Annotated in this window: 28 protein-coding genes and 1 tRNA gene; 16 read left to right on the top strand and 13 right to left on the bottom strand. The window is 63.4% G+C overall.

The features are described 5' to 3' along the window. Positions 1 to 53: 53 nt before the first annotated feature. The 7 genes from soxB to BUB53_RS11335 form a co-directional block, all read right to left on the bottom strand. Entirely contained in the window at positions 54 to 1,751 is a 1,698-nt protein-coding gene (gene soxB / locus BUB53_RS11365; protein WP_073034871.1) for a thiosulfohydrolase SoxB, read from the bottom strand. A 136-nt stretch (positions 1,752 to 1,887) separates the two neighbouring features. Then, the gene (gene soxA / locus BUB53_RS11360) at positions 1,888 to 2,742 is read right to left on the bottom strand and encodes a sulfur oxidation c-type cytochrome SoxA (RefSeq protein WP_073034870.1); all 855 of its coding nucleotides are present in this window, start codon (positions 2,740 to 2,742) and stop codon (positions 1,888 to 1,890) included. Between the two features lie 70 nt (positions 2,743 to 2,812). Further along, positions 2,813 to 3,142 (bottom strand): thiosulfate oxidation carrier complex protein SoxZ, encoded by a 330-nt coding sequence (gene soxZ, locus BUB53_RS11355; protein WP_073034869.1) that lies wholly within the window; start codon positions 3,140 to 3,142, stop codon positions 2,813 to 2,815. 19 nt (positions 3,143 to 3,161) lie between these two features. Then, positions 3,162 to 3,581, bottom strand: coding sequence for a thiosulfate oxidation carrier protein SoxY (soxY, locus tag BUB53_RS11350; RefSeq protein ID WP_073034931.1), 420 nt, complete (start codon positions 3,579 to 3,581; stop codon positions 3,162 to 3,164). 28 nt (positions 3,582 to 3,609) lie between these two features. Then, complete coding sequence (gene soxX, locus BUB53_RS11345; RefSeq protein ID WP_073034868.1) at positions 3,610 to 4,089, bottom strand: sulfur oxidation c-type cytochrome SoxX; 480 nt, start codon at positions 4,087 to 4,089, stop codon at positions 3,610 to 3,612. A gap of 122 nt (positions 4,090 to 4,211) precedes the next feature. Further along, complete coding sequence (locus tag BUB53_RS11340) at positions 4,212 to 4,796, bottom strand: thioredoxin family protein (RefSeq protein WP_073034867.1); 585 nt, start codon at positions 4,794 to 4,796, stop codon at positions 4,212 to 4,214. A 38-nt stretch (positions 4,797 to 4,834) separates the two neighbouring features. Continuing rightward, the gene (locus tag BUB53_RS11335; protein ID WP_073034866.1) at positions 4,835 to 5,572 is read right to left on the bottom strand and encodes a cytochrome c biogenesis CcdA family protein; all 738 of its coding nucleotides are present in this window, start codon (positions 5,570 to 5,572) and stop codon (positions 4,835 to 4,837) included. 72 nt (positions 5,573 to 5,644) lie between these two features. On the opposite strand from BUB53_RS11335, the gene BUB53_RS11330 reads away from it, so the two are divergent. From BUB53_RS11330 to BUB53_RS11280, 11 genes are all read left to right on the top strand, one after another. Continuing rightward, complete coding sequence (locus BUB53_RS11330; protein WP_073034865.1) at positions 5,645 to 6,025, top strand: thioredoxin domain-containing protein; 381 nt, start codon at positions 5,645 to 5,647, stop codon at positions 6,023 to 6,025. Between the two features lie 44 nt (positions 6,026 to 6,069). Next, positions 6,070 to 6,423, top strand: coding sequence for an ArsR/SmtB family transcription factor (locus tag BUB53_RS11325; RefSeq protein ID WP_073034864.1), 354 nt, complete (start codon positions 6,070 to 6,072; stop codon positions 6,421 to 6,423). Positions 6,424 to 6,455: 32 nt separating this feature from the next. Further along, positions 6,456 to 7,514 carry a YeeE/YedE family protein gene (locus tag BUB53_RS11320; protein ID WP_073034863.1) on the top strand — a complete coding sequence of 353 codons (1,059 nt, stop codon included), beginning with the start codon at positions 6,456 to 6,458 and terminating at the stop codon, positions 7,512 to 7,514. Between the two features lie 231 nt (positions 7,515 to 7,745). After that, positions 7,746 to 8,378, top strand: a complete 633-nt coding sequence (locus BUB53_RS11315; protein ID WP_084729085.1) for a Hint domain-containing protein — start codon at positions 7,746 to 7,748, stop codon at positions 8,376 to 8,378. Positions 8,379 to 8,517: 139 nt separating this feature from the next. Beyond that, entirely contained in the window at positions 8,518 to 9,927 is a 1,410-nt protein-coding gene (locus BUB53_RS11310) for a pyridoxal phosphate-dependent decarboxylase family protein (RefSeq protein ID WP_084729097.1), read from the top strand. A 197-nt stretch (positions 9,928 to 10,124) separates the two neighbouring features. After that, entirely contained in the window at positions 10,125 to 12,989 is a 2,865-nt protein-coding gene (locus BUB53_RS11305; RefSeq protein WP_073034861.1) for a monovalent cation/H+ antiporter subunit A, read from the top strand. Between the two features lies 1 nt (position 12,990). Next, positions 12,991 to 13,356 (top strand): Na+/H+ antiporter subunit C, encoded by a 366-nt coding sequence (locus BUB53_RS11300; protein WP_073034860.1) that lies wholly within the window; start codon positions 12,991 to 12,993, stop codon positions 13,354 to 13,356. Next, positions 13,353 to 14,915, top strand: a complete 1,563-nt coding sequence (locus BUB53_RS11295; protein ID WP_073034859.1) for a monovalent cation/H+ antiporter subunit D — start codon at positions 13,353 to 13,355, stop codon at positions 14,913 to 14,915. Before BUB53_RS11300 ends, BUB53_RS11295 begins: the two co-directional genes overlap by 4 nt. A 3-nt stretch (positions 14,916 to 14,918) precedes the next feature. After that, entirely contained in the window at positions 14,919 to 15,410 is a 492-nt protein-coding gene (locus tag BUB53_RS11290) for a Na+/H+ antiporter subunit E (RefSeq protein WP_073034858.1), read from the top strand. Beyond that, a complete protein-coding gene (locus BUB53_RS11285; protein ID WP_073034857.1) occupies positions 15,407 to 15,676 on the top strand; it encodes a K+/H+ antiporter subunit F in 270 nt (89 codons plus the stop codon). Before BUB53_RS11290 ends, BUB53_RS11285 begins: the two co-directional genes overlap by 4 nt. A 14-nt stretch (positions 15,677 to 15,690) precedes the next feature. After that, positions 15,691 to 16,068 (top strand): Na+/H+ antiporter subunit G, encoded by a 378-nt coding sequence (locus BUB53_RS11280; RefSeq protein ID WP_073034856.1) that lies wholly within the window; start codon positions 15,691 to 15,693, stop codon positions 16,066 to 16,068. A gap of 106 nt (positions 16,069 to 16,174) precedes the next feature. Here BUB53_RS11280 and BUB53_RS11275 read toward each other — a convergent pair. After that, positions 16,175 to 16,261 (bottom strand) — tRNA-Leu (locus tag BUB53_RS11275). Positions 16,262 to 16,408: 147 nt separating this feature from the next. After that, the gene (locus BUB53_RS11270) at positions 16,409 to 17,779 is read right to left on the bottom strand and encodes a peptidoglycan-binding domain-containing protein (protein ID WP_073034855.1); all 1,371 of its coding nucleotides are present in this window, start codon (positions 17,777 to 17,779) and stop codon (positions 16,409 to 16,411) included. 63 nt (positions 17,780 to 17,842) lie between these two features. Here BUB53_RS11270 and lipB point away from each other — a divergent pair, with 63 nt between their 5' ends. Together lipB and BUB53_RS11260 are read left to right on the top strand one after the other, a co-directional pair. Then, on the top strand, positions 17,843 to 18,583 hold the full coding sequence (gene lipB, locus BUB53_RS11265; RefSeq protein ID WP_073034854.1) for a lipoyl(octanoyl) transferase LipB: 741 nt from the start codon (positions 17,843 to 17,845) through the stop codon (positions 18,581 to 18,583). Positions 18,584 to 18,609: 26 nt separating this feature from the next. After that, complete coding sequence (locus BUB53_RS11260) at positions 18,610 to 19,413, top strand: SDR family NAD(P)-dependent oxidoreductase (RefSeq protein ID WP_073034853.1); 804 nt, start codon at positions 18,610 to 18,612, stop codon at positions 19,411 to 19,413. A gap of 421 nt (positions 19,414 to 19,834) precedes the next feature. Here the strand turns inward: BUB53_RS11260 and BUB53_RS11255 are convergent, their stop codons facing one another. Next, a complete protein-coding gene (locus tag BUB53_RS11255) occupies positions 19,835 to 20,554 on the bottom strand; it encodes a Bax inhibitor-1/YccA family protein (protein WP_073034852.1) in 720 nt (239 codons plus the stop codon). A gap of 111 nt (positions 20,555 to 20,665) precedes the next feature. After that, a complete protein-coding gene (locus BUB53_RS11250; RefSeq protein ID WP_073034851.1) occupies positions 20,666 to 20,881 on the bottom strand; it encodes a DUF1127 domain-containing protein in 216 nt (71 codons plus the stop codon). A gap of 125 nt (positions 20,882 to 21,006) precedes the next feature. Between BUB53_RS11250 and BUB53_RS11245 the strand changes: the two genes are divergently transcribed. Continuing rightward, the gene (locus tag BUB53_RS11245) at positions 21,007 to 21,882 is read left to right on the top strand and encodes a LysR family transcriptional regulator (protein ID WP_073034850.1); all 876 of its coding nucleotides are present in this window, start codon (positions 21,007 to 21,009) and stop codon (positions 21,880 to 21,882) included. Here BUB53_RS11245 and BUB53_RS11240 read toward each other — a convergent pair. Further along, positions 21,869 to 22,831 carry an NADPH:quinone oxidoreductase family protein gene (locus BUB53_RS11240; RefSeq protein WP_073034849.1) on the bottom strand — a complete coding sequence of 321 codons (963 nt, stop codon included), beginning with the start codon at positions 22,829 to 22,831 and terminating at the stop codon, positions 21,869 to 21,871. The genes BUB53_RS11245 and BUB53_RS11240 overlap by 14 nt on opposite strands. A gap of 306 nt (positions 22,832 to 23,137) precedes the next feature. Between BUB53_RS11240 and BUB53_RS11235 the strand changes: the two genes are divergently transcribed. Then, positions 23,138 to 23,509: a helix-turn-helix domain-containing protein gene (locus tag BUB53_RS11235; RefSeq protein WP_073034848.1), complete on the top strand. Its 372-nt coding sequence runs from the start codon at positions 23,138 to 23,140 to the stop codon at positions 23,507 to 23,509. Between the two features lie 64 nt (positions 23,510 to 23,573). After that, positions 23,574 to 24,359: an inositol monophosphatase family protein gene (locus BUB53_RS11230; RefSeq protein ID WP_073034847.1), complete on the top strand. Its 786-nt coding sequence runs from the start codon at positions 23,574 to 23,576 to the stop codon at positions 24,357 to 24,359. A gap of 106 nt (positions 24,360 to 24,465) precedes the next feature. Here BUB53_RS11230 and guaD read toward each other — a convergent pair whose 3' ends face one another. Beyond that, positions 24,466 to 25,752 carry a guanine deaminase gene (gene guaD, locus BUB53_RS11225; RefSeq protein ID WP_073034846.1) on the bottom strand — a complete coding sequence of 429 codons (1,287 nt, stop codon included), beginning with the start codon at positions 25,750 to 25,752 and terminating at the stop codon, positions 24,466 to 24,468. Between the last annotated feature and the right edge of the window lie 36 nt (positions 25,753 to 25,788).

Below are 25,788 nucleotides of genomic sequence, written 5' to 3'. Positions count from 1 at the left end.
GCTTACGTGAATATGATGAATCCACGGTATCCGTCAAACGGTCGCGGCACGAATTACGTGCCGCTGACCTTCACACTTGTGTTCGGCTCCAGCGAAACGGTGCCGAGCTTGCGGATATGGCTTTCGACCACGTCCCAGATCTGCGGCCCTTCGGTGCCTTCGTTCACGCTGGCCCACCCGGCCACGACATAATTGCGCGCCGGGTCGATCGGCTCGCCCGTGCTCAGCAACGTCATGTCGGAAATCCGTTCGCCCTGCGGTTTGGAAATGTCGATGGAATAGCCCATGCCGCCGATCCGCACCATGTCCCCGCCCTGCTGGTAATAGGGGTCGGGGTTGAAGATGTTGTCGGCCACGTCTTCAAGGATCACCTTGATGAATTCGCCGGTCATCTCGCTGCGATAGGCCTTGCCATAGGTCATCGAGGTGACGTTCCAGATATCGTCACGCGTGATATCGTCGCCGGGGATCAGGCTGGGGCCCCACCGCACGCCGGGGCTCATGGCGATCTCGGCATCGCGCTCGCTCAGCAACGCGTCGCAAATCAGATCGTCCCAGGACCCGTTGAAGTTGCCACGACGATACAACAGGCTGTCCGTCTGGCCGATCACCTCGTCCAGTTCGGCCTGATAGGGCGCGCGCTGTTCGTCGATCAGGGCGGCCACCTCGGCATCAGGCTCGATCACGTCACTGAAAATCGGGATCAGCTTGTGGCGGAATCCCATCATCCGCCCGTCGCGCACATCCAGATCGACGCGGCTGACGAATTTCCCGTTCGATCCGCTGGCGATGATGATCGTATCGCCCACCAGCGCCGGCTCGGGCAGCGCATCATGGGTATGCCCCGACAGGATCACGTCGATCCCCGTGACCACGCCGGCCATTTTCTTGTCCACGTCAAAGCCGTTATGGCTCAGGCAGACAACCAGTTCGGCGCCCTGCTCACGCACCTCGTCGACCATCTGCTGCATATGCTCGTCACGAATGCCGAAACTGTAATCGGGGAACATCCATCCCGGATTGGCAATCGGCATATACGGGAAGGCCTGACCGATCACGGCGATCTTCACGCCGCCGCGCTCAAAGAATTCATAGGGTTTGAAATCTTCCGCCGGCTCGTCCCATTCCGCATCGAAGATATTCTGCCCAAGCGCGGCAAAGGGCAGGCCTTCGACGATTTCGCGCACCCGGTCCTGCCCAAGGGTGAATTCCCAGTGGAAGGTCATCGCGTCGGGCTTGAGCGCGTTCATCACATTGACCATGTCCTGCCCTGCGGTCTGATAGCAGGTGTAGGACCCATGCCAGGTATCGCCGCCATCCAGCAACAGTGCATCGGGGCGCGCGGCCCGGATCGAATTGATCACCGTCGCCACGCGATCCAGACCGCCAACGCGACCGTATTCCTTGGCCAGTGACGAGAAATCATTGTAGGTCAGCGCGTAATGCGACGGGCTGCCGTCTTCGATCCCGTACATTTTGCGGAAATCCGCCCCGGTGACATGGGGCACCTCGCCCTTGTTGTCACCAACCCCGATATTGATCTCCGGCTCGCGGAAATAGATCGGTTTCAGCTGGGCGTGGATATCGGTCACATGGATCAGCGACACGTTCCCGAACGTGTCGAACTCCAACAACTGGTCTTGCGTCAGCGCCTGCTGCGCCGCCAGCCTGGCCCAGTTGCCAAAACCGCTTGCGCCCACCATCGCCGAGGCCGCCATGCTGACCTGTAGAAAATCGCGACGAGAGATCATTTCAGTCTCCGATAGTTAAAGTTAACCCTGTCCGCGCCCGGCCTCCCGGATGCGGCATGGCCCGAAGGCCCCGAATTTCAATGTCATGCAGGCAGCGGCACGCCGGGGCAACGGGGCCGCCCCGGCCAGTATCAGATCAGTTGCGGACCGACGGACCTTCGACCGACAGGCCATTACCGCGGCTCGCAACATAAAGCTCAAGCGCCACGAACTCCTCGCCACCCGGCGTGAAGGTCTCGGCGCGGGTATCCCGCACGCATCCCTTGAACCGCCCGTGAACCGTATTCAGCTTGGTGTTCTTCAGGCGATAGGTCGGAAATCCGTTGACCTGCCCCTGGCTCAGATGGTCGGCGCGGATCATGTTCCCATAATTGTCCTCATGGCAATTGGCGCAGCTCAGTTCCAGCTGGCCGTAACGGGTATAGTAGATTTCCTTGCCCTTCTCCCAGGTCTCTTTCGCCGGGCCGTCAATGGCCACATTCACCGGCATCCCACGCGATTGCAGCGCGATCAGGGCTTCCATGTTGGCCATCTGACCGCCGGTGTACTCATAGGGTTCGGCCCCCATGTTTTCCTCACGGCAGGCGTTGATCTGCATGGCGAGCGTACGGACTTCGCCCGCATCCTCGTTCCACTTGGGATAAACGGCGCGAACGCCGGTCATGCTTTCGGGGCCTTCATGGCATGACGCACAGGACTTGCCCTCGGACCCTTCGACGGTATCCCACTGCTCCTGCGCGATTTCGACGAACACCATGCCGGGGTTGTCGAAATCATCCATTTCCAGAACCTGGGTTTCGTCCGAGCGGAAGTGCCAGCCGGACATGATCATGTCCATGTTGAGATCTTCCATATGAGCGGGCAGCGGTGCCTTGGTGACGATCTCGGTTTCGCCATTGATGATCAGTTTATCATCGTCCGGCCCCGCCGATGCCACGCCCGGCACGGCCAGCATAACTGCGGCCACTGCTGTCATTGCATTGAATTTCATACGTTTCCTCCCTTGGGCTGCCCTGCCCGCCCGGTCGGGGCCGGCAGGGCGCCTTTATAGTTATCAACGATCAGCCGACCGAAACCGCCTTGACGTCTTCGTAAACATCGCCGTCATCGTCATACCAGGTGAACTTGAATTCACCGGCTTCGGGCACCTGGGCCTCGAACTCGAAATACGGGTTGGTCGAAATCGCAGGCTCCATCTTGACCTCCACGACGCTCTGGCCGTTGAACTCACAGGTGAAACGATTGATGATCGAACGCGGAATGGTATTGCCGTCGCTGTCCTTGCGCTGACCCGATTCCATCTTGTGGCTGATCAGGGTCTTGATGACGATCACCTCGCCGGCATCTGCCGACTTGGGAACTTTCACGCGGGGGCGTACACCTTTTGCCATTGTACTGTCTCCTTCTCGCTTAGCCGCCGCAGCCGCCGATGGTGACCTTCACGGTCTTCGAAACCCTGGCAAAGCTGCCATCGGCCATCTTGGCCACCGCGATCACGTCCTGCGTACCGGCAAGGCGGATACGGGTCTTGGCGCGGTGCACACCGGCCAGCGCGCCAAAGGTAAAGGTCGCCACACCGGGCGTCGGGTTACCGGCGGCCAGCACCATGATCGCCTCGGCGCCATCTGCGCCGACCTCGATCGGAACCGTGTTGCCGTTTTCCGCGATCTCGGGTGCGTCCAGATCGACACCGCCCTCGGCCACATCGGCACCGCCGGTGAATTCGTTGATCATGTCGTCCACGGCCGAGGCCATGGCAGGCATGGGCAGCACGGTCACCGCCGCAGCGGCGGCCCCGAGTGCCATAGTTTCGCGTCGTGTGAATTGCATCTTCATCTCCTTGATGAGCGTAACCGGATCACTGTTCCTTGAGGGTGACAAGGAAGGCGACCACATCTTCGATTTGCTGCGCCGACAGCAGCGGGTCCAGCGGACCCTCAGGGGCTTTGCCGGTATAGGCGTTGCCCGGCCGTACGAAGCCATCAACCTTATAGTAGGCCGGCATCATCGTCCCCGGATAGGTATTCTTGGCGTTGGATACGATACCGCGGATTTCAGCCTCGCTCCAGCGGTCGGCAACGCCATCCAGCGTCGGGCCGATTTCGCCATGGAACGGCGCGTCATTCAGCGCGGTGATCTCGTGACAGGAAATACAGTTGCCGATCGACTTGGTCTTCATGACCATCGCACCGTTCTCCGGATCTCCCGGCTGACCGGTCAGAGATTCGGCGACAGCGCCATATTCGTCAAACTGCACATCCGCCGGGGCAACCGGTTCGGCCATTGCAGAGCTGGCCGCAAGCACCGTTGCCGCCAGAAGTGTTGTTGAAAGCTTCATGTTTCCTCCCATAGCTACCAAGTTCTTTGCTGCGATAGCTTGGTATACAGTAGGCTACCAGTCACACGCTACGCAACAACAAATTCAGGTTTGTGAATTATTTCCCGTTCAGCGCCGTATTTTTACTGATCTTGCCCGGCCTGACGCTCCTTGATGCGGCGCGCGTGATATCTTTGAAAATCCTCGTCGTTTTCCATCTCATACCGCTTTTCATTGACCCAGGTATACATATCCAGCGTCGTGCCTTGCTGGAACGCGCCGGGCATGACGGCCACCGCAGCCTGCTGTGCCGTCGTGCCCTCCGGCACCTCCTCGGGCAGGAATATGACGGTCGGCGTGAACAGAATCCCCCATTTGCGCAACAGATTCTTCTCGGCCATGGTTTCGCCGTCCAGATCGGTCACCTCGCGGTCGCCATGCAGGTTCAGCTGCACGACAAAGAAGTTCTCTTCAATATAGTCCGAAATCTCCGGAACCGGATACACCTCTTCGTGCATTGTCTTGCAATAGATGCACCCGCGCTGCTCGATCATCAGCGCCATGCGCTTGCCCTCGGCGCCCGCTTCGGCCAGATCCTCGCGCAGGTCGAGGAATGTCTCGCGCATCCAGTCCTCTTTGTGCAGGCCGTCATCGCCCAGTTCCGCCGCGACGGTAGGCATTGCCAGTCCACCCAGAAGCACAGCCAGAGCCAAAATCATACGTTTCATAATCAATCCTCCCATCGTTCTGTCATTGTGCGGTCCGATCATCCGATCGACTGGAATCCGGGGAACCATCGAATCATCATATCCGCGATCAGGTTAACAGCGTCCGTCGCGATCAGAACAGCGAACAGGATCAGCATCCCGCCCATGACCTTTTCGACATAGCCCATGTATTTCCGCTTGCTTTGTATCCAGTTCAGGAACGGGCGCGCGAAAAATGCCGCCACGATGAACGGGGCGGTCATCCCCAGACCATAGACCAGCAGCAACAGCGCCCCCTCGGTCAGACTCCCCATGCCGCTCGCCACCATCAGGATCGCCGCCAGCGCCGGGCCCACGCAAGGCGTCCAGCCAAAGCCAAAGGCCAGCCCCATCAGATACGCGCCGATAATCGTGGTCGGTTCGGCGCTGCTTTCCATGCGCGCCTCGCGATAGAGCAGCGGGATGCGTACGATACCCAGGAAATGCAGACCAAACAGCAGCAGAATGCCCGCCGCGACATAGCTCAGCGGCTGGCGCCATTGCGCAAAGGCCTGCCCGAGCGCCGTCGCCCCCATACCCAGCAACACGAAGATCGTCGTCACGCCGAGGGCAAAGAATACGGCCGATACCACAAGACGTTTCTGCGCCCCCGGCGCGATGTCGTCCTCGCCGCGCAGCTCGTTCATCGAAAGCCCCGCCATGTAACACAGGTAAAACGGCACCATCGGCAGGATGCAGGGTGTAAAGAATGACAAGAGCCCGGCAAGTGCCGCCCCTGCATAGGAAATTTCCAGCATCCTTGAAGCTCCTTGTGAACTCAACATATTCAAATTATGTTTTGTGAATATCCAACGTCAATCGGTTCCTCAATGGCCCTGCGTAAATTTACCGTTCTTTCATCGCTCATCTGGCTGGTCATGGCGTCTGCTTCCCATGCCGTCGAACTGATCATGGTCGAACGCGCGGGCTGCCATTACTGCATCGAATGGAAAACCGATCTGGGCCCGATCTACCCCAGGACGCCCGAAGGCATCTATGCGCCGCTGCGCATGGTTTCGATTAAGGATGCCCCGCCGGACGGCGTTGAGTTCGACCGCCCGGTCACCTTTACGCCGACTTTCGTTCTGGTCGATGGCGGGCAGGAACTGGGCCGGATCGAAGGCTATCCGGGCGAAGACTTCTTTTGGGGCATTCTCGGGATGCTGCTTGAAAAACACACCGATTACCCGCAACAACCACGCACGAACTGATCAGGAACGCCCGAAACGGGCATGTAAAAACGGAACCGGGACAAATGGCACTTCCAGTTTTCGACACTTCGCTGACCGACGCCGAGATGGACCGCATGGTCGAGAACGCGACCAATGCATCGAACTTCCTCAAGGCGATCAGTCACGAAGGCCGGTTGATGATCCTGTGCCACCTTGTCAGCGGCGAAAAATCCGTCACCGAACTGGAAGACCTCCTGTCGGCGCGTCAGGCCGCCGTGTCACAACAACTGTCGCGCCTGAGGCTCGAAGGGCTGGTCGTGCCCCGGCGCGAAGGCAAGGCGATCTATTATCGTCTGGCCGATAACCGGCCGCGCCGTGTACTCGAACTCGTCTATGAGTTATTCTGCGCCGAAGAGTCCGGGGGTGCACAGGCCTGACGCCTGTCACCTCGGGGCCAGGGGACCGCGCCATGTTCGAATTCCTCACTGACAACACGCTCGTCGCGCTGATCGGGGCGGCTTCCGGCATTTTGCTGGGGCTGGCGGCCCGGATGGGGCGCTTTTGCACCATGGGCGCCATCGAAGACATGCTGTATGGCAGTTCAACGGTGCGGATGCGGATGTGGATTCTGGCCATCGGCGTCGCCATGATGGGCACCTTCGCCCTGACCGGCGCCGGAATGATGGCCCCGGAACAGTCGTTCTACCTCTCGATTCGCTGGATGCCGCTGGCCTCGATCCTCGGCGGGCTGATGTTCGGCTATGGCATGGCGCTGGCCGGGAACTGCGGATACGGCTGTATCGCACGGCTCGGCGGGGGCGATATCCGCGCCTTCGTCATCGTGATCGTGATGGGCGTTTCGGCTTATATCGTGCTGTATGGCCCGGTGTCCTACCTGCGGAACATGGCGTTCTTTCAGGAAGAGGTCACAAATGGCCTGCCCCCCGGCCTGATCCATCTGGCCGCCCGGCAGACCGGCCTGCCGCTGGCCCCGCTGGGGATCGCCATCGGCGCGCTGATCGCCTTGGGCGCACTGGCCTCGCGCTCCCTGATCACCGAACCGAAATCCATCCTCTGGGCCTGTGCCGTGGGTCTGGCGATCACCGCCGGTTGGGCGGGCAGCTATTGGGTGGCGACCACCGGCTTTACCGCCATGCCCGTCGTCTCGCACAGCTTCTCGGCCCCGGTCGGTGAATCCCTGCTCTACCTCATGACCGCCTCGGCCCGCGCGCCGTCCTTCGCGGTGGGGTCGGTCACGGGCGTTGCGCTCGGGGCCTTCATCGGCTCGCTGATCAAGGGGCATTTCCGGTGGGAAGCCTGCGAAGACCCGCGTGAACTGCGCCGCCAGATGACCGGCGCGGCGCTCATGGGCGCGGGCGCGGTGCTGGCCATGGGCTGCACCGTGGGGCAAGGCCTGTCGGCCTTTTCCGTCCTCAGCTATTCCGCCCCCGTGACATTCCTCGCGATCATCGCCGGCGCAGCCCTTGGCCTGCGCCAGTTGATCGAAGGGTTCCAGCCCGCCGAATAACGCCCGACACCACGGCTCGCCCCCCTTCGGGCTGCCCGCGGCGCAGCTCGGGCGTGCGCCCTGCGCATGCATCGTCAAATCCACTCCCGAAAATGTCCCAATTCCCGCCACAAACGCACGCCACAGTGACCACGGCGTCCCGCGGAACGCCCTGCATGTTGCAGGAATCTCCGCAGTGTATCCGGCGCGACCGCGCCAAATGTGTAAGAGTAATCGAGGTTCGGGCAAGGCATGCAAATCAGAACAACGCCAGAAACATCTGGAAAAACAGGCCGTGGCGAAAACGCCGTCACCTGTTTCACACCGGGCACGATGATCACCACGACGACAGGTCGTTGCGCCGTCAACCATCTGCAACCCGGTGATCGTGTCCTGACCCGCGACAGCGGGTTTCAACCGGTCGTCTGGATCGGTCAGCGCACATGCAGCGCCGCAACTCAGCGCAGCGATCCCGCGCAGGCCCCGATTCTGATCCGGGCAGGGGCGCTCGGCCCCGGCTTGCCCGCGCAGGACATGATCGTATCCCCCCGGCATCGGTTCCTCACAACCGATCCGGCGCTTTTGTCCGCCCTGAACGAAACCGAAGCCCTGGTCGAGGCACGCGCCCTGCTGGGCCGTCCCGGTATTTCGCGCACCGCCCCGGCCCGGCAGACCTATGTCCATGTCCTGTTCGATCGGCACGAGATCATCCTGTCCGACAATACATGGTCGGAAAGCTTCCGCCTCGATCGCATCAATACACAGGCGCTGATCCAGGATCGCGAAACACAGGTCCTGGCCCATTTCGCGCCACAGGGCGATCAGCCCGCAGAGTTGCAACCGCCCGCGCGCACCTGCCTGCCCTGCCGCGACACCGCCGCCTGAGCGCACAACCACGATTCGCGAATACCTGCGCACCGCGCCGCGCCGGGATGCCAGTGTGCGCCCGGCGTCCTACCCTGCCCGACCCCTTGCAATTCGGCGCCCGACAGGCAAAGCCTTGGTCAAAGCAAGGACACCGATGATGCCCGACGATTCCACTCCGACCGATCCCTTTGCCATTCCCCCCGACACCATGGGCATGACCGCCGACCAGATGCGCCGGCTGGGTCACCGGGTCGTCGATATGGTCGTCAACCGGTTCGAGCGCCGCAATGCCGAATCCGTGATCACCACGGGCGATGCCGTCGACCTGACCGCACGGCTCGGCGGCGATCTCCCCGAAGCCCCGGTCGATCCCGACGCCACGCTGGACCTGATGGCGCAGGTGGTGATGCAGAACATGCAGCACGGCGATCATCCGCGCTATTTCGCCCGCGTGCCCGGCCCCGCCTCTTTTGCCGCGATCCTGGGCGACTGGATGGGCACCGGCTTCAACGCCATCTGCGCCAGCTGGGGCGGCGGATCGGGCCCTGCGGTGGTGGAAACCACCGTCTGCGCGTGGATCGCGCAAATGCTGGGCCTGCCCGACCGAACCGAGGGCGTCCTGCTGTCGGGCGGCTCGCTGGGCAATTTCACGGGCTTTTGCGTCGCACGCTCGGAGATCGGGCGCGGCGTGGCCTACCTGACCGATCAGACGCATTCCTCCCTGCCCCGCAACCTGCGCCAGATGGGCCTGTCCGGGGACGAAATCCGCATCCTTCCCTCGGACGACGCCTTGCGCATGTCCGCCGATACCCTGCGCAACGCCATCGCGGACGACATCGCCGCGGGCCGCCGCCCGATGATGGTCGTGGCCACCGCCGGCAGCACCAATACCGGCGCGACCGACCCGCTCGACGCCATCGCCGACATCTGCACCGAGCACGGCATGTGGATGCATGTGGACGGGGCCTATGGCGCACCCGCCGCAATCACCGATCAGGGCCGCGCCGTCCTGCGCGGGATGGAGCGCGCGGATTCCGTGGTGCTGGACCCGCATAAATGGTTTTTCCAGCCCTACGATCTGGGCCTGTGCCTCGTCACCCGCCCCGGCGCGCTCGAGCGGTGCTTTTCCATGAACCCGGAATATCTGCGCGACGTTCAGGCAACGGGGGGCCAGGTGAACTACGGCAACCGCTCGCTGGAACTGTCCCGCCGCTCCCGTGCGCTCAAGCTCTGGATGTCGCTGCGCACCTACGGCGCTCAGGCATTTCGCGATGCCGTGGCGCGGGGCATCGAACTGGCCGAATTCACCGAAGCCCACCTGCGCAGCCAGCCCGACACCTGGGAGGTGATCACCCCCGCGCAATTGGGCGTGGTGTGTTTTGCCCATCGTGGATCGGACGCCGCCGATCACGCCGCACGGGCCGCGCGGCTGTCCGAATCGGGTTTCGCCACGTTGTCCTCGACCATGCTCAAGGACCGCTCGGCGCTGCGGCTCTGCACGATCAACCCGCTGACCACCCGCGAGGACATCCTGCAAACGCTCGACCGGCTGGCAGCGCCCCTCTGACATAACGCCCGAGCAATTGTATACTCGCTGAAACGGCGTCTTCGACCGCTCCCGAACCGGCGCGTCCGGATCACGCACGCAACGGGCTTTCCGACCGGCACACTGCGACATTCCGGCAAAAATCGGACGAAAAGGCTTGTTTCGCACCCAAAAAGTCAGCTTTAACGGCGAACGGCGACAAACAGAACGGGACAGACATGAACGACGGCAGCAACCTCCTTCCCCTGATCGCAAGCCTTCCCTTTATCGGTGCACTGGTTCCCGGCCTCATGATCCGCGCCGGACGTAACGCCTGTGCGACATTCACCGCCGTTCCGACCGTTCTGGCGCTGGTTTGCCTTGGCCTTCTGGCCCCTGCGGTGCTGCGCGGGGAAACCTTGCAGGCCGAAATCGCGTGGTTGCCGCAACTGGGCCTGTCCGTATCGTTCTTTCTTGACGGTCTGGGGCTGCTGTTTGCCGGGATGATCCTCGGCGTAGGCCTGCTGATCACCCTCTACGCACGGTTCTACCTGTCGGGCGACGACCCGATGGGGCAGTTCTATACCTACCTGCTGCTGTTTCAGGGCGCGATGCTGGGCATCGTCATTTCCGACAATATCCTGCTGCTGCTGATCTTCTGGGAACTGACCAGCCTGTCGTCCTTCCTGCTGATCGGCTATTGGAAACACCTGCCCGAGGGACGGCAGGGCGCGCGCATGGCGCTGGCCGTGACCGGCGCGGGCGGGCTGGCGATGATCGGCGGCATGCTGATCCTCGGCAATATCGTGGGCAGCTACAACCTGACCGACATCCTGTCACAGGGCGACGCGATCCGCGCCTCCGAATGGTACATGCCCGCGCTGATCCTGATCCTGATCGGGGCCTTCACCAAATCGGCGCAGTTCCCGTTCCATTTCTGGCTGCCTCACGCCATGGCCGCCCCGACGCCGGTATCGGCCTATCTGCACTCGGCCACGATGGTGAAGGCCGGTGTGTTCCTGATGGCCCGGATGTGGCCGGTGCTGGCGGGCACCGACGCGTGGTTCTATATCGTGTCGATCACCGGCATGATCACCATGGTGCTGGGCGCGCTGATCGCGCTGTTCAAGGACGACCTCAAGGCGCTGCTCGCCTTTTCCACGGTCAGCCACCTTGGCCTGCTCACCATGCTGCTGGGCTTCGGTACGAAAACGGCCGCCATCGCGGCGGTGTTTCACATCATCAACCACCTCACGTTCAAGGCCGCGCTCTTCATGACCGCGGGCATCGTCGATCACGAAACCCACACCCGCGACATCAAGCGCCTTGGCGGGCTGCGCCACCTGATGCCGATCACCGCCCTGATCGGCACCGTCGCCGCCCTGTCCATGGCGGGCATTCCGCTGTTCAACGGGTTCCTCTCCAAGGAAATGATGCTGGAAGAGGCCGCGCATACCGAATGGTTCCGCAACCCGTGGATCGTGCCGGCGCTGGCCACGCTCGGCGCGCTCCTGTCGGTGGCCTACAGCCTGCGCTTCATCTTCCATGTCTTCGCCGGGCCGGTGCGCGACGACTATCCGCACAAACCGCACGATCCGCCCTTCGGCATGTGGGCCTCGCCCGCGCTGCTGGTCGTGCTGGTGGTGCTGATCGGCCTCCTGCCGCACCTGGCCGAGCCGGTCGTGACCATGGCCGCCAACGCCGTGACCGGGCAGGACCTGCACCCGCATCTGAAAATCTGGCACGGCGTGACCCCTGCCCTGTTCATGTCCATCGCGGCGGTGGCGGGCGGTGCGATCCTGCTGGCGATGCACCGCCCGCTGGATCGCCTGTGGCTGACCACGCCGCGCCCCGAAGCCAAGACGATCTTCGATGCGCTTTACGGTGCACTGGCCGGGCTGTCCCGCGCGGCAACCGACGGCCTGCATAACGGCGCGATCAGCCGGTATCTGGCGATCTTCGTCTCCGCCACGGTCGTGCTGGGCTATTTCGCCTTCACCAGCGGCACCATGACCCCCCCGACCCGCGAATTGCTGCCCATTCCGCTGGTGGCGGCGGTGGGCTGGCTGCTGCTGATCGTGGCGACGGCGCTGGTGGTGATCAATCACCGCAACCGTTTCCGCGCGCTGATCCTGATCGGCATCATCGGTCTGATGGTCTCCAGCGGATTCGTCTATCTTTCGGCGCCCGATCTTGCGCTGACGCAGATCTCGGTCGAAACCGTCACGATCATGCTGCTGCTTCTGGCGCTCTATTTCATGCCGAAATCCACCCCGAACGAAAGCGGCGCCTCCCTGCGCCTGCGCGACGGGATCATCGCCGTTGCCGCAGGCGCGGCGGTGGCGGCCCTGGCCATGGCCTTCATGATGCGCGATCTCAGCTCGATTTCCGGGTTCCACCTGGCCAATTCCTACACCGGCGGCGGGGGCACCAACGTTGTCAACGTGATCCTCGTGGATTTCCGGGGCTACGACACCTATGGCGAAATCATCGTCCTGGGCATCGCGGGCCTGACGATCTTCGCCCTGATGGAGGCCCTGCTGCGCGGCCCCGCAGGCAGCCGGCTCAAGGCGCGCCCCGTACCGCCCGACCGCTCGCGCGACCGACATCCCCTGATGATGGTTGTCGCCACCCGCGCCATGCTGCCGATTGCCGTGATGGTGGGCATCTACATCTTCCTGCGCGGCCACAACCAGCCGGGCGGCGGGTTCGTCGCCGGGCTGGTGATCTCGATTGCGCTTCTGATGCAATACATGGCCTCGGGCTTTGCCTGGACCCAAAGCCGCCAGCGGATCGAATACCACTCGATGATCGGCTGGGGCGTGGTGATCGCCGGGCTGACCGGCGCAGGCGCATGGCTGGCGGGCAAACCGTTCCTGACCAGCGCCTATGGCTATATCCACTGGCCCCCGATCGAGGAATTCGAATGGGCCACCGCCATGTCCTTCGACCTTGGCGTGTTCCTGACGGTTCTGGGCGCGGTGATGCTGATGCTCTACAGCCTGTCGCGGATCGCGCGCTATGCCGGTGAAACCGTGAACATCGAACCGATGGACTACGACCCCTCGCTGCGGGTCGCCGACAGCAAGCAGGAGGAGGAGTAACATGGAAATCGTCGTTGCCAGCTCTGTCGGCGTCCTGACGGCAGGCGGGGTCTACCTGATCCTGCGCCTGCGCGCCTTTCCGGTGATCCTGGGCCTTGCCCTGCTGTCCTATGCGGTGAACGTGTTCCTGTTCGCCACCGGACGGCTGGCGATCAATGCGCCGCCCGTCCTGTCGAAATACGGTGACGCCACCTATACCGACCCGCTGCCGCAGGCGCTGGTGCTGACCGCGATCGTGATTTCCTTCGGGATGACCGCCGTTCTGGTGATGATCGCGCTCGGGGCCTACCTCGAAGCGGATCACGACAGGATCGACATGACCGGCCCCAACGCGCCCGACACCGACAAGAAGGAAACCGGAGCATGAGTCACTGGATCATTGCGCCGGTCGTCCTTCCGGCCCTTCTGGCCCCGATCATCGCTTTTGTGATGCGCCACGACATCACGCTGGCGCGTGCCGCATCCTTTGCCGGCACCATCACTCTGGCCGCGATCACCGTCGGGCTGCTGTTCATGTCCGCCGATGGCGCAACCCATGTCTACCGCCTCGGCGACTGGCCCGCGCCATTCGGCATCGTTCTGGTGCTGGACCGTCTGTCGGCGCTGATGCTGTTGCTGACCTCGGCGCTGGCGCTGATCGTGCTGCTGCACGCCACCGCCACCGGCTGGGACAATCGCGGGCGTCACTTCCACGCGCTGTTCCAGTTCCAGCTGATGGGCATCTGCGGCGCGTTCCTCACCGGCGACGCCTTCAACCTCTTCGTTTTCTTCGAGGTTCTGCTGATCGCCTCCTACGGGCTGATGATCCACGGCGGCGGGCGCGTGCGCCTTCAGGCGGGGCTGCAATACGTGGTGATGAACCTGGCCGGGTCCACCCTGTTCCTGTTCGCGCTCGGCACGCTCTATGCCTCGACAGGCACGCTCAACATCGCCGACCTTGCGGTGAAGGTGCGCGAACTTCCGGTCGAAGAGGCCTCGCTGGTGCGCGTCGCCGCGATCCTGCTGATGGTGGTCTTCGCCATCAAGGCCGCGCTGTTCCCGGTGCAGTTCTGGCTGCCCGCCACCTATTCCAACGCCCCGGCCCCCGTGGCGGCGCTGTTTGCCATCATGACCAAGGTCGGCGCCTATGCGATCATCCGCGTACACGCGGTGGTGTTCGGCCCCGACGTGGCCGTTCTGGACGGGCTGATCGGCGACTGGCTGATGCCCGCCGCCCTGGTCACGCTGGCCATCGGCGCCATCGGCGTCATGGGCGCGCGGCGGCTGATGTCGCTGCTGTCCTTCTCCGTGATCGCCTCGATGGGCACGATGATGATCGCCGTCGCGGCCTTCACCCCCTATGCCACCGGCGCGGCGCTCTATTACCTGCTGCACTCCACCTTTTCGGCGGCGGCCCTGTTCCTGCTGGCCGATCTGGTGGTCAGCCGCCGCCCCGGCGGCGACCTCCTGCGCGCCGAACCCCCCATCGTGCAGAACGGCCTGTTCGCCGCGCTGTTCTTTGCCGGGGCCATCGGCATGGCGGGCATGCCCCCGCTCAGCGGCTTCCTGGGCAAGCTGGTGATCCTCGACGCCATGGCCGACACGCCGCAAATGGTGATCAGCTGGATCGCGATCCTCGTGGGCTCGCTGCTGCTCATCCTGGGCTTTGCACGGGCAGGCAGCACGCTGTTCTGGAAATCCACCGCCCTCGCGCCGGCCCCCGAAGACACCGACACGCAAGAGGACGACGAAACACCGCCGCCCGATGACGCCCCGGCCCCGGCCCGCGCGCTCGAACTCGCCCCGACCATGGCCGCGCTGGCCGCTCTGGCCTTCCTGTCGGTCTTCGCCGGCCCGATCAGCACCTACCTTGTCGAAACCTCCGAGCAACTGTTCGACGGCACCGATTACGTCACCGCCGTGCTCGGCCAGGGCGAGGAGAGCTAACTCATGCTGAAGCGCCTTTTTCCCCACCCCGTTCTCAGCATCGTCCTGACCCTCGTCTGGCTCGCGCTGGTCAACAAGGTCACCGTCGGAAACCTGATCCTCGGCGGCGTGCTGGGGGTTTTCGTGCCGATGTTCACAGGCCCCTACTGGCCACGCCGCGCCAAGGTCGGCGGCCCGTTCCGCGTGATCGAATACCTCCTGATCGTGCTGTGGGATATCCTTGTGGCGAATGTCGAGGTCGCGCTGATCGTGATGTTCAAACGCAACGAAAACATCCGCTCGCACTGGATCACCGTTCCGCTGGAACTGACCTCGCCCGAGGCGATCACCGTTCTGGCGGGAACCATCACCATGACGCCGGGCACGGTGTCGACCATGCTGGCCGCCGACGGCGGCAGCATCCTCGTGCATTGCCTGCACACCGACGATCCCGACGAGGTGCGCGACACCATCAAAAGCCGCTACGAATGGCGCCTGAAGGAGATTTTCCAATGATCGAAGCCGCCCTGATCTTTGCCTTCGGCTGTTTCGGGCTGGGGCTCCTGTTCAATCTCTGGCGCATCGCGACCGGCCCCGACAGCGCCGATCGCATCCTTGCGCTCGACACCATGGTCATCAACATCATCGCCCTGCTGATCCTCTACGGAATCAAACAGGGCACGACGATCTATTACGAGGCGTCGATGCTGGTCGCCATGGTCGGGTTCGTCTCCACCGTCGCCTATTGCCGCTTCGTTCTGCGCGGCGACATCATCGAGTAACGAAAGGACAGGCCATGACAGTCGCAATCGAAGCCCTGATTTCCTTTTTCCTTGTCGTCGCAGGCCTCTTCGGCCTCGTCGGATCGTTCGGCCTGATCAAGCTGGAAAACACGATTCAGCGCCTGCACGCTCCCACCAAGGCCACCACCGTGGGCGTGGGCGGGGTGCTGATCGCCTCGATGCTCTATTTCCTGCTGGTCAAGGGCTCGGTGTCGTTCCACGAACTGCTGATCACGCTGTTCCTGTTCCTGACCGCCCCGATCAGCGCGAATTTCATCGCCAAGACCTACATTCAGGGCAACATCCGCGCCCATGAACTGCCCGGCACCGAATGCGATTACGGCTGGTCCGTCTACGACGACCCGCCCAAGCGCATCGAGGACGAGGAATAAACTCCAGGGGCCGGGCACACCGGCCCTTTTTCATTCGCCCACGCAAACAGAAGCACCGGCCAGCCGCATAACGGCCCCGGCATCTGCCCGAATGTCAGAATGAAAATGGTGCGGTCGAGAAGACTCGAACTTCCACGGGTGTTACCCCACAGCGACCTCAACGCTGCGCGTCTACCAATTCCGCCACGACCGCACGTGTCTGGTAGGTGAGCGGCGTATAGCAACGCGCCAAGACGATGTGAAGCACAATTTCAACTTTCGGCCATCCTTTCCGCACGACGCCGGGGATGCCCGCGTTCAGGGGGCCGCGGGCATCCCGCAGCCCCCCCCCGAAGTCAGATCAGTTGTCGATATTGAATGTCGGCAGGGTCGATGCCGGCTGAACCGAATTGACCGCCTCGCCATCCTCGACGCCATTCAGGCGATAGGCCGCTTTCTGAACCAGCGCACTACGCCCGGGATTGCCCGGTGAAAACACCGGCTCGGCCCCCCGCTCCAGCGCATCGAACGAGGACTGATACCACGCCAGCGCCAGATCGGGGCGCTTGGTGGTGCCGAATCCCTCGTTCAGGTGGTGGCCCAGCAACTCGCCATAGGCGCCTTCGCCAAGGGCCGTCAGCAACAGGGCCGATCCCAGGGCGACATCCATATTGTCGGTGCGATACCCGACCGACAGACAGATTTTCGCCGTACCGGCAAGCTGCTCGGGCGGTGCTCCGGCCTCGAGAATGAAGCTGCGCGCGCCTTGCAGCACTTCGGCCTGCGGCTTGAGCGACACCGACGCCACCAGATCCCGCATTGCCGGAGCGAACCCGTTGCATTGCTCTTCGATCTCCGCAACGCTCACGCCACGCAACCCGCTGGCCAGCTTTTCGCCCGCCGCGACCGCATAGGTGCGCGCCAGACAGAACTGCTCGTTCAGCGCGAAACGCGGGTCCTGGATCGAGGCTTCCGTGACGAATCCGCCATTGGAATTGGTCAGCAGGCTGACCTGATTGCAATGCGACGCCAGAGACCGGGTGTTTTCCTGCGATCCCATCAGGTTCGGCAAGGCCAGTTTCGTGCTGCCGCCGCTCGCGGCCTCCCCGGTCGTCCCCGAGAACGCGGCCATCGTCGATGTCGACTGCTCCTGCATGACAGGCACGGCAGGTGCAGCAGGCGCGGCAGGAACCGCCGGGGTGCTCGCCATCTGGCCCGAGGCCGTGCCGTTCGCCTCGTCGCGATAGGCATGCAGCAGCCCACGGGTGCCCTGACCGCGCTCAGCAATCAGTTGCGCCGTCACGGCACCGCTGGACTGCGCCCGATAATAGGAGCCGACAAGAAACTGGCGCTCGTAATCGGTGATATACCCCGTCACCGGATACCCCATATGCGCCTGGTACTGCGACACCGCGTTGCGCGTGTTGCGCCCGCTCACGCCGTCCGGGGTCCCGGCAGGGAATCCGAAATAATTGAGCGCGGTCTGGGTTTCACGCACCTCGGCGCGTTTCGCCGTATTCTGCGGCGCGGAGCGATAGATCGTGCGCGTGCGGGTCGTCGTCGCGCGCTTGCGCTCGCGCGCCTTGGCGCTTTCGTTCACGATGATCCCGCTGACCGCCCCGCCGACCAGACCGCCGACAATGCCGTCGCCGATATCCGCCGAAACCGGCGCCGCCGGGGCCGACAGCAGGCTTGCGGCGATCCCGCACATGACAATTCGTTTTGAAAACATTCTATCTCTCCCGTAAATGGAACTCGTTTTATTGCTTTAGTATAGCATACACCCCCGGCCCCGATGGAGAGTTTTGCCGCCGTGCTGCCCTATGATCCACAGATTCACGACAAAAATTCGGTCCAGTGGCATGTGTCGGGCGGGTTGGTCCCCTATGAACAGGCCGTTGCGGCCATGGAAGACCGGGCAAACCGAATCGCCCGTGGCGAGGCCCCCGAGGCGATCTGGCTTCTCGAACACCCGCCGCTTTACACCGCAGGCACCTCGGCCAACCCCGCCGACCTGACCGATCCCGACAGGTTCCCGGTGCATCCTTCCAGACGCGGCGGGCAATATACCTATCACGGCCCCGGTCAGCGCGTGGTCTACGTCATGCTCGACCTCAACAAGCGCGGCCGCGACGTGCGCGCCTTCGTCAAGCAACTCGAAAACTGGGTCATCGCCACGCTGGACGAATTCAACGTCACCGGCGAAATCCGCGACGGCCGCGTCGGGGTCTGGGTGACGCGCGACGACAAACCCCTGACCGCCAGCGGCGAACGCCCCGAGGACAAGATTGCCGCCATCGGCATCCGCCTGCGCAAATGGATCAGCTTCCACGGCATCTCGATCAACGTCGAGCCCGATCTCGACCATTTCACCGGCATCGTCCCCTGCGGCATCACCGAACATGGCGTCACCAGCCTTGTCGATCTGGGTCTGCCGGTCACCATGGACGATCTGGACGTGGCCCTGAAACGCCGCTTTGACGAAGTCTTCGGCGATACGGACCGCACAGCGCAGCGGCCCCCGCAGACAGCATGATCAGAAACACGACGGAGAAGAGCAAGATGACAACGACGGCAGAAAACGTACTGGTGGTCACCGGCGGCGGTGCCGGTATCGGCCTGGCCTGCGCCAGACGCATGGCGGCAGATCATGGCCGGATCGTATTGCTGGATCGCAACGAGGAGGCGCTGGAACAGGCCGTAAACGGCCTGAAAGCCTCGGGCATCGACGCCACCGGCATCGCCTGCGACGTGACCGACGCCGAAGCCCTCAGCGCCCTTGCCGACCGGGTCGAGGCCGAACATGGCCCGGTCGAAACCCTGGTCACATCGGCAGGAATCATCAGCAATACCGAAACCCTGATGGACATGGATCTCGACCGTCACCGTCAGGTCTGGGACGTGAACTATCACGGCACGGTCTACGCGGTGCGCGCCTTTGCCCGCGCCATGCAGGATCGCCGCAAGGGCGCAATCGTCACGCTCGGATCGATCACCGGCATGGGGGCCTTTCCCCTGCCCGCCTACAGCCCCGGCAAAACCGCCATCACACGCCTGACCCAGATCCTGTCGGTCGAACTCGGACGGTTCGATATCCGGGTGAACTGCGTCGCCCCCACCTATGTTCTGAGCGACACCCTGAAACAGCGCATCGCCGAGGGCCTGCGCGACGGCGAAGCCATCCGCAAGGCCGGGGCGCTGACCACCTATGTCCTGCCCGACGACATCGCCAACGCCGCCGCCTTCCTGTGCTCCGACGCCGCCCGCGCCATCACCGGGGTGCTGCTTCCGGTCGACGCGGGCTGGCAGGCGGCCACGATCTATCGCAGCTACACCGGCGGCGTCCCCTGGGAAGAATCGAACTGAGGTCAGGCGCAACGCCGCCACGGGCTGTCGAGCGTCAGGGCAATTGCCTTCTTCGGGTGCCACCGCACCCCGGTTCGGCTTGCCCGCAATTCTCGCCATCCACACGACGCTCGGTTGTCAGATGGTCGGGAAAAACGGAACAGATACGCGACTGTCAGACATTTCGCCAAGCGGTCGTCCTTCGAAAGGCCGGTCCAAAGTGGCTCCTCTTGTGCATGGCTGAACGTCAGCTTCGTTGCACGGCTCAGGCAATGTCCGCTTCATTCCACCCGGCCATCCGCTCCCGTTTCGCACCGCGAACGTGCACGGACGGGACGAACTCCGTGCCGCCGTTTTCACCGGACGCGCCGGAGCATATGGCGCAAAAGAAAAGGGCCGGTCGATGTGACCGGCCCTTTGGCGTTGTCGGTATGGGGCGCGATTACTCGCGCTGGCCCAGCAGGTTCAGGAGCATCATGAACATGTTGATGAAGTCCAGGTAGAGGCGCAGCGCGCCCATGATGGCGGACTTGCCCAGCCATTCGCTGTCGCCGTGATGGGCGTGGGCGAGGTATTCGTTCTTGATATCCTGCGTGTCATAGGCCGTCAGACCCGCAAAGATCAGCACACCGATGATCGAGATCGCGAACATGATCGCGGGCGAGCCGAGGAAGATATTGATGATCGACGCCACGATCAGGCCGATCACACCCATGATCAGGAAGCTGCCCCAGCCGGAAATGTCCTTTTTCGTGGTGTAACCCCACAGAGACAGGCCCGCGAAGGCGATCGCGGTGGTCAGAAAGACCTGCGCGATGGAGAAATCCGTGAAGACCACGAAGATGTAGCTGATCGAAACGCCCATCACCGCCGAAAAGGCGTAGAAGAACAGTTGCGCGCCGGCCGCCGACAGGCGGTTGATGGCCGCGCTGAAGGCGAACACCATGATCAGCGGGGCAAACATGACGATGTAACGGGTGAACCCGGTGAACAGGGTGTTCATCATCGCCGCGTTGTTGCCCACGGCCCAGGCCGCGGCAAAGGTCAGCAGCATGCCGATGGACATGGTGCCATAGACCTTGTTCATATGGGCGCGCAGGCCCTGGTCAATCTGGGCGGAACGGGCGCCGGCCGCCGTCCGGATTGTATCAAATTCAGCCATCAAAGCCTCCGATAAGTGTCAGACCAAACCCGTTGTCGGGCTTTGCCTGACAATATCGGTGAGCTTTGCGCCTATTTCAAGCTTTACCGTCGCAAATCGTACAACGCGGTGTCAGCTTTCGCGCCAGGTGTCGGGAACGTCCCAGAAGGGGCGGCGCGCCTCGGCCTGTGCGGCCTTGCGGGAGAGGCCGATATCGCGCAGCGCGGTTTCATCGAGCCGGGCCAATGTCCGCCGCTGGCGGCGCAGCACCAGAACGGCGCGCAGTTTGCGGGCCAGCGACAGCGGGCGCAGTGCAAGGCGGGTGCGGTGGTCGGACAGGTAAGCCATAGCGATATTCTTTCGTAAACGTGATGTATTCAGTGACATTCATCTTGCATGGTGATAGTTATGCCGGACAGAAGGGCATTCGGAAAACGAATGTTTGTGGTTTCGGTCATCAAAATGGGTGATGAATGAGAAATCTGGATACAACGACCCTGCGCTCGTTCGTGGCGGTGGCCGATTGTGGCGGTGTCACGCGGGCCGCCGGAATGCTGCACCTGACGCAATCGGCGGTGTCGATGCAGATCAAGCGGCTGGAAGAGTTGCTGGGCCTGTCCCTGTTCGACCGCAACAACCGGCGCGTGACGCTGACCGCCTCGGGCGAGCAGTTGCTGGGCTATGCGCGGCGCATTCTGGAACTCAACGACGAGGCCGTGGGCCGCCTGACCGAGCAGACCTTCGAGGGCGAACTGGTGCTGGGCGTGCCCAACGACATCGTTTACCCGGTGATCCCGCGGGTTCTGAAATCGTTCAACACGGCCTTTCCGCGGGTGAGCGTCAACCTGAAATCGTCCAGCACGGTCAGGTTGCTCGAAGGGCTGAAGAAGGGCGAACTGGATCTGATCCTGACCACCGAGGAAAATGTCGGCCCCGAGGGCGAGACCCTGAGCGAGATGCAGTTGCGCTGGACCGGGGCGGTGGACGGTGCGGCGTGGAAAAAGCGGCCCTTGCGGCTGGCATTCTGCAAATACTGCATTTTCCGTCCGCTGGTCCTGCGCAAGTTGGAGGCGGCGGGGATCGACTGGGAACTGGCGGTGGATTCCGATGACGACCGCGCGGTCGAGGCCCTGACAAGCGCCGACCTGGCGGTGGGGGCCTATCTGGAAGAGAGCATCCCGCCGCATCTGGAGGCGATCACACCGGGGGCGGCCCTGCCCGACCTGGGGGTGCAGAAAGTCAACCTCTATACCCGGAGCGGGCGCGACGAGTTGCTGGAGGAACTGGCCAACATGCTGCGCAAGGGCTATGGCGCGGTGCGGCCCGTGACCAGCGTCAACGCGGCGTGACCACCACCTTGCCGGTGGATTTGCGGGCGCGCAGCAGATCCAGCGCCTCGCTCACGCGCTCAAGCGGCAGCACGTGGCTGACATGGGGTTTGATCCTGCCCTCTTCGTACCAGCGCATGAGCGTGGCGAGACTGTCCGTCACCACCGAGGGGCGGAATTTCAGGAACCCGCCCCAGTAAAGCCCCATGACGCTGAGATTCTTGACCAGCAGGTGATTGGGCTTGATTTGGGGCATCTTGCCGCTGGCAAAGCCGATGGTCAGAAGGCGCCCTTCGGGGTTGGTGGCGCGAAAGGCGGCCTCGAACTGATCGCCGCCCACGGGATCGTAGACCACGTCGACACCGCCGAGGCGCTTGCATTCCGCGCGGATGTCCTGCGTTTCGGCGTCGATCAGGTGGTCGGCCCCGGCGCGTTCGGCCACCGCCAGCTTGGTCGCGCCGCGGGCGCAGGCGATCACGCGCGCGCCCATCACCTTGCCGATTTCCACCGCCGTCAGGCCGACGCCCCCCGCCGCCCCGAGCACGAGAAGCGTTTCGCCCGGTTGCAGCCGCGCGGTATGGGCCAGCGCGACATGGCTGGTGCCATAGGCGATCTGGAAGGCGGCGGCGTCGATATCGGACATCGCGTCAGGCAGGGGCACGGCGCGTTCGGCGGGAAAGCAGCCCATTTCGGCCAGCCCGCCCTGTCCGGCGAACACCGCGACACGGGTGCCGGTGGCGGGGCCGTCCACGCCGGGGCCGAGCGCATCGACGGTGCCGGCCACCTCCATCCCGAGGGTAAAGGGGGCCTCGGGCGTGTCCTGATAGTCGCCGGACATCATCAGGAGATCGGCGAAATTCAGGCCGCAGGCCCCGATGCGCAGGCGCAACTCACCCGGTCCCGGTTCCGGGTCGGGCAAGGTGCAGAGGGCCGGTTCGGCCCCCGCCGATTCGATGTGGAACGCGCGCATGAAAGGCCCCCGATGTCTGGCTGATGGGTGTGCAAGTGTCTGACATGGTTAACCGAATTGCCTTTTTCATGTCAATTGACGGGCGGCACGCCACCTGTATACTTCCAAAGGATAGGTGCCCGTTAAAATTGTCGGGCAAATAGCCGCGTCACGTTTTCGGGGTGCGAAAAATCTTGTAATTTTGCCGGGTGCTGCCTAACATCCCTAACGCGCTGTTGGGGTATGCAGTGCAAATATGATCATATTTATTATCGTAACTGGTGGTTTCTTTTACCGTTCTGTAGCAATTATAGAGAAGGGAAGATCATGCCGCACCCTGTTGATGTGCATGTTGGAAAACGTATTCGCCATCGCCGGTGGCTTGTGGGGATGACGCAACAACAACTGGCTGAACATGTCGGGATCAAATTTCAGCAAATTCAGAAGTACGAAACAGGAGCGAACCGCGTCAGCGCCTCGCGCTTGTGGGATATCGCGGACGCGCTGGGCGTCGAAGTAAGCTTTTTCTTCGAAGGTCTGGCACCCGAAGGCAGCACCGGCGGCGATGCCGAGAACATGCCGGCGGACCTGCTGGGGGACAAGGAAGCGCTGGATCTGGTGCGGTCGTATTACGCGATCCCCGAAAACCAGCGCCGCCGCCTGTTCGATCTGGCTCGGGTGCTGAGCGACGTGGCTTGAGATTGACGCCGGGGCGGTCTACCCATGACGCGACATGCGGCATGGCAGAGGGTGGCCCCGGCAGATGGATATCGACAGCATCGTAACAACGGCCCACGCCATGGCAGATGCGGCGCGGGCCGCTGTTCTTCCTTACTTCCGATCCGACAATCTGAGCGCCGATAACAAGGCGGACTCCGGGTTCGACCCGGTGACGGCCGCGGATCGCGCTGCCGAGCGGGCGATTCTGGCCGTGCTGGAGGCGCATCGCCCGGATGATGCCCTCTATGGCGAGGAATTCGGCGCGCGCCCCGGCACCAGCGGCCTGACCTGGGTGATCGACCCGGTGGACGGCACGCGCGGGTTCCTGTCGGGCACGCCCACATGGGGCGTGCTGATCGCGCTGAGCGACGCGAGCGGCCCCGTCTATGGCCTGATCGACCAGCCCTATATCGGGGAGCGGTTCGAGGGCGGGCTGGGCCGGGCGCGGCTGACCGGGCCGCAGGGCGAACGGGTGCTGAAGGCGCGCGGCGATCGCCCGCTGGCGCAGTCGATCCTGTTCAGCACCTTCCCCGAGATCGGATCGCCCGAGGAGGGCGCAGCGTTCGGCCGGGTGGCCGGGGCGGTGCAACTGGTGCGCTATGGCATGGATTGCTATGCCTACGCCCTGTTGGCCGCGGGCCAGATCGACCTTGTGATCGAAGCCGGGTTGCAGGCCTATGACATTCAGGCCCCCATCGCGGTGATCGAGGCCGCGGGCGGGATCGTCACCGACTGGCAGGGCCGCCCGGCCCATGCGGGCGGGCGCGTTCTGGCGGCGGCGGGGCGCGAGCAGCATGAGGCGGCACTGGCGTTGCTGGCGAGCATCTGAGCGGCGTCGATCCGGTGCCTTCCCGGATCGCCTGCGATCCGGTTCGCGCCCACCCTCGGGGTCGGGCGCGACCCTCTTGTTGTCCGAAGGGAATGGTGTCAGCCGGTCAGGATAATGCGCGCCCCGCGACATAGACCTGTTTCACCGCGCGGTCGTCCCCCATCATGATCGTGGGAAAAAGCGCCTGCCAGATATCCTCGGCGCGGACGTGGCGTTGGGCGATGGCCGGGGTCGAGGCGAGATCGAGCACCACCAGATCGGCCTCCATCCCCGGTGCGATTGTGCCGATGTGATCCTGCATATGCAGCGCGCGGGCCGATCCGGCGGTGGCCAGCCAGATCAGCTGTGCGGGATGCAGGGCGGTGCCGGTCAACTGGCCGATCTCATAAGCCGCCGCCATGGTGCGCAGCATCGAAAAGGATGAGCCGCCGCCGGTATCGGTGGCAAGGCCGATCCGCTGCCCTTCGGCGACGCGCCTGCCCATGTCGAACAGCCCCGAGCCGATGAAGGTGTTGGAGGTGGGGCAATGAATGAGGGCGGCGCCGGTTTCGGACAGGCGGGCGGTTTCGCGCTCTGTCAGGTGGATGGCATGGCCGTAAAGGCCGCGTTCCCCCAGAAGGCCGTGGGTTTCATAGACATCGAGATAATCGCGCGATTGCGGGAAAAGCCGCCGCACCCATTCGATTTCCTCGGTCTGTTCGCTGAGATGGGTTTGCATCAGGCAGGTGGGGTTTTCGGCCCAAAGCGCGCCGAGCGCATCGAGCTGTTCGGGCGTGGAGGTGGGCGCGAAGCGCGGCGTGATGACATAATGCAGCCGGTCCACCCCGTGCCAGCGGGCGATCAGGGCGGCACTGTCGTCATACGCGCTTCGGGCGGTATCGCACAGGGCCGCGGGCGCATTGCGGTCCATGCAGGTCTTGCCCGCCGCGGCCCGCAGGCCGCGCGCCTGTGCGGCGGCAAAGAAGGACTCGGCGCTTTGCGGGTGCGAGGTGCAGTAGCTGGCGGTTGTGGTGGTGCCGTTTGCCAGCGTCAGGTCGAGATAGCGCTCGGCGATCAGGGCGGCATAGGCAGGATCGCCAAAGCGCATTTCCTCAGGGAAAGTATAGCCGTTCAGCCAGTCGATCAGACGTTTGCCCCAACTGGCGATGATCGCGGTCTGCGGGTAATGCGCATGGGCGTCGATGAAGCCGGGCGAGATCAGGCAGCCCTCGTGCCGGGTGATCGCAGCCTCAGGCGCCTGTGCCGTGAGGGTATCGAGCGGGCCAAGCGCATGGATGCGCCCGGCGCGGATCAGAACGGCCTCGTGCAACTGCGCGGCGCGATCCGGGGCGTCGTCGAACGGGGAGCCGGTGAACGACAGGACGGTGCCGGTGAGAATCGTGTCGTCATGCATCGGGAAGGGCCTTTTGCGGTTGCCGTGTGATCGGCT

Origin of the sequence: Roseovarius pacificus (assembly GCF_900142665.1) — a bacterium.
Lineage (GTDB): Bacteria > Pseudomonadota > Alphaproteobacteria > Rhodobacterales > Rhodobacteraceae > Roseovarius > Roseovarius pacificus.
The sequence above is the reverse complement of the archived record's forward strand: the minus strand, read 5'-3'. Positions and strand labels throughout refer to the sequence as shown.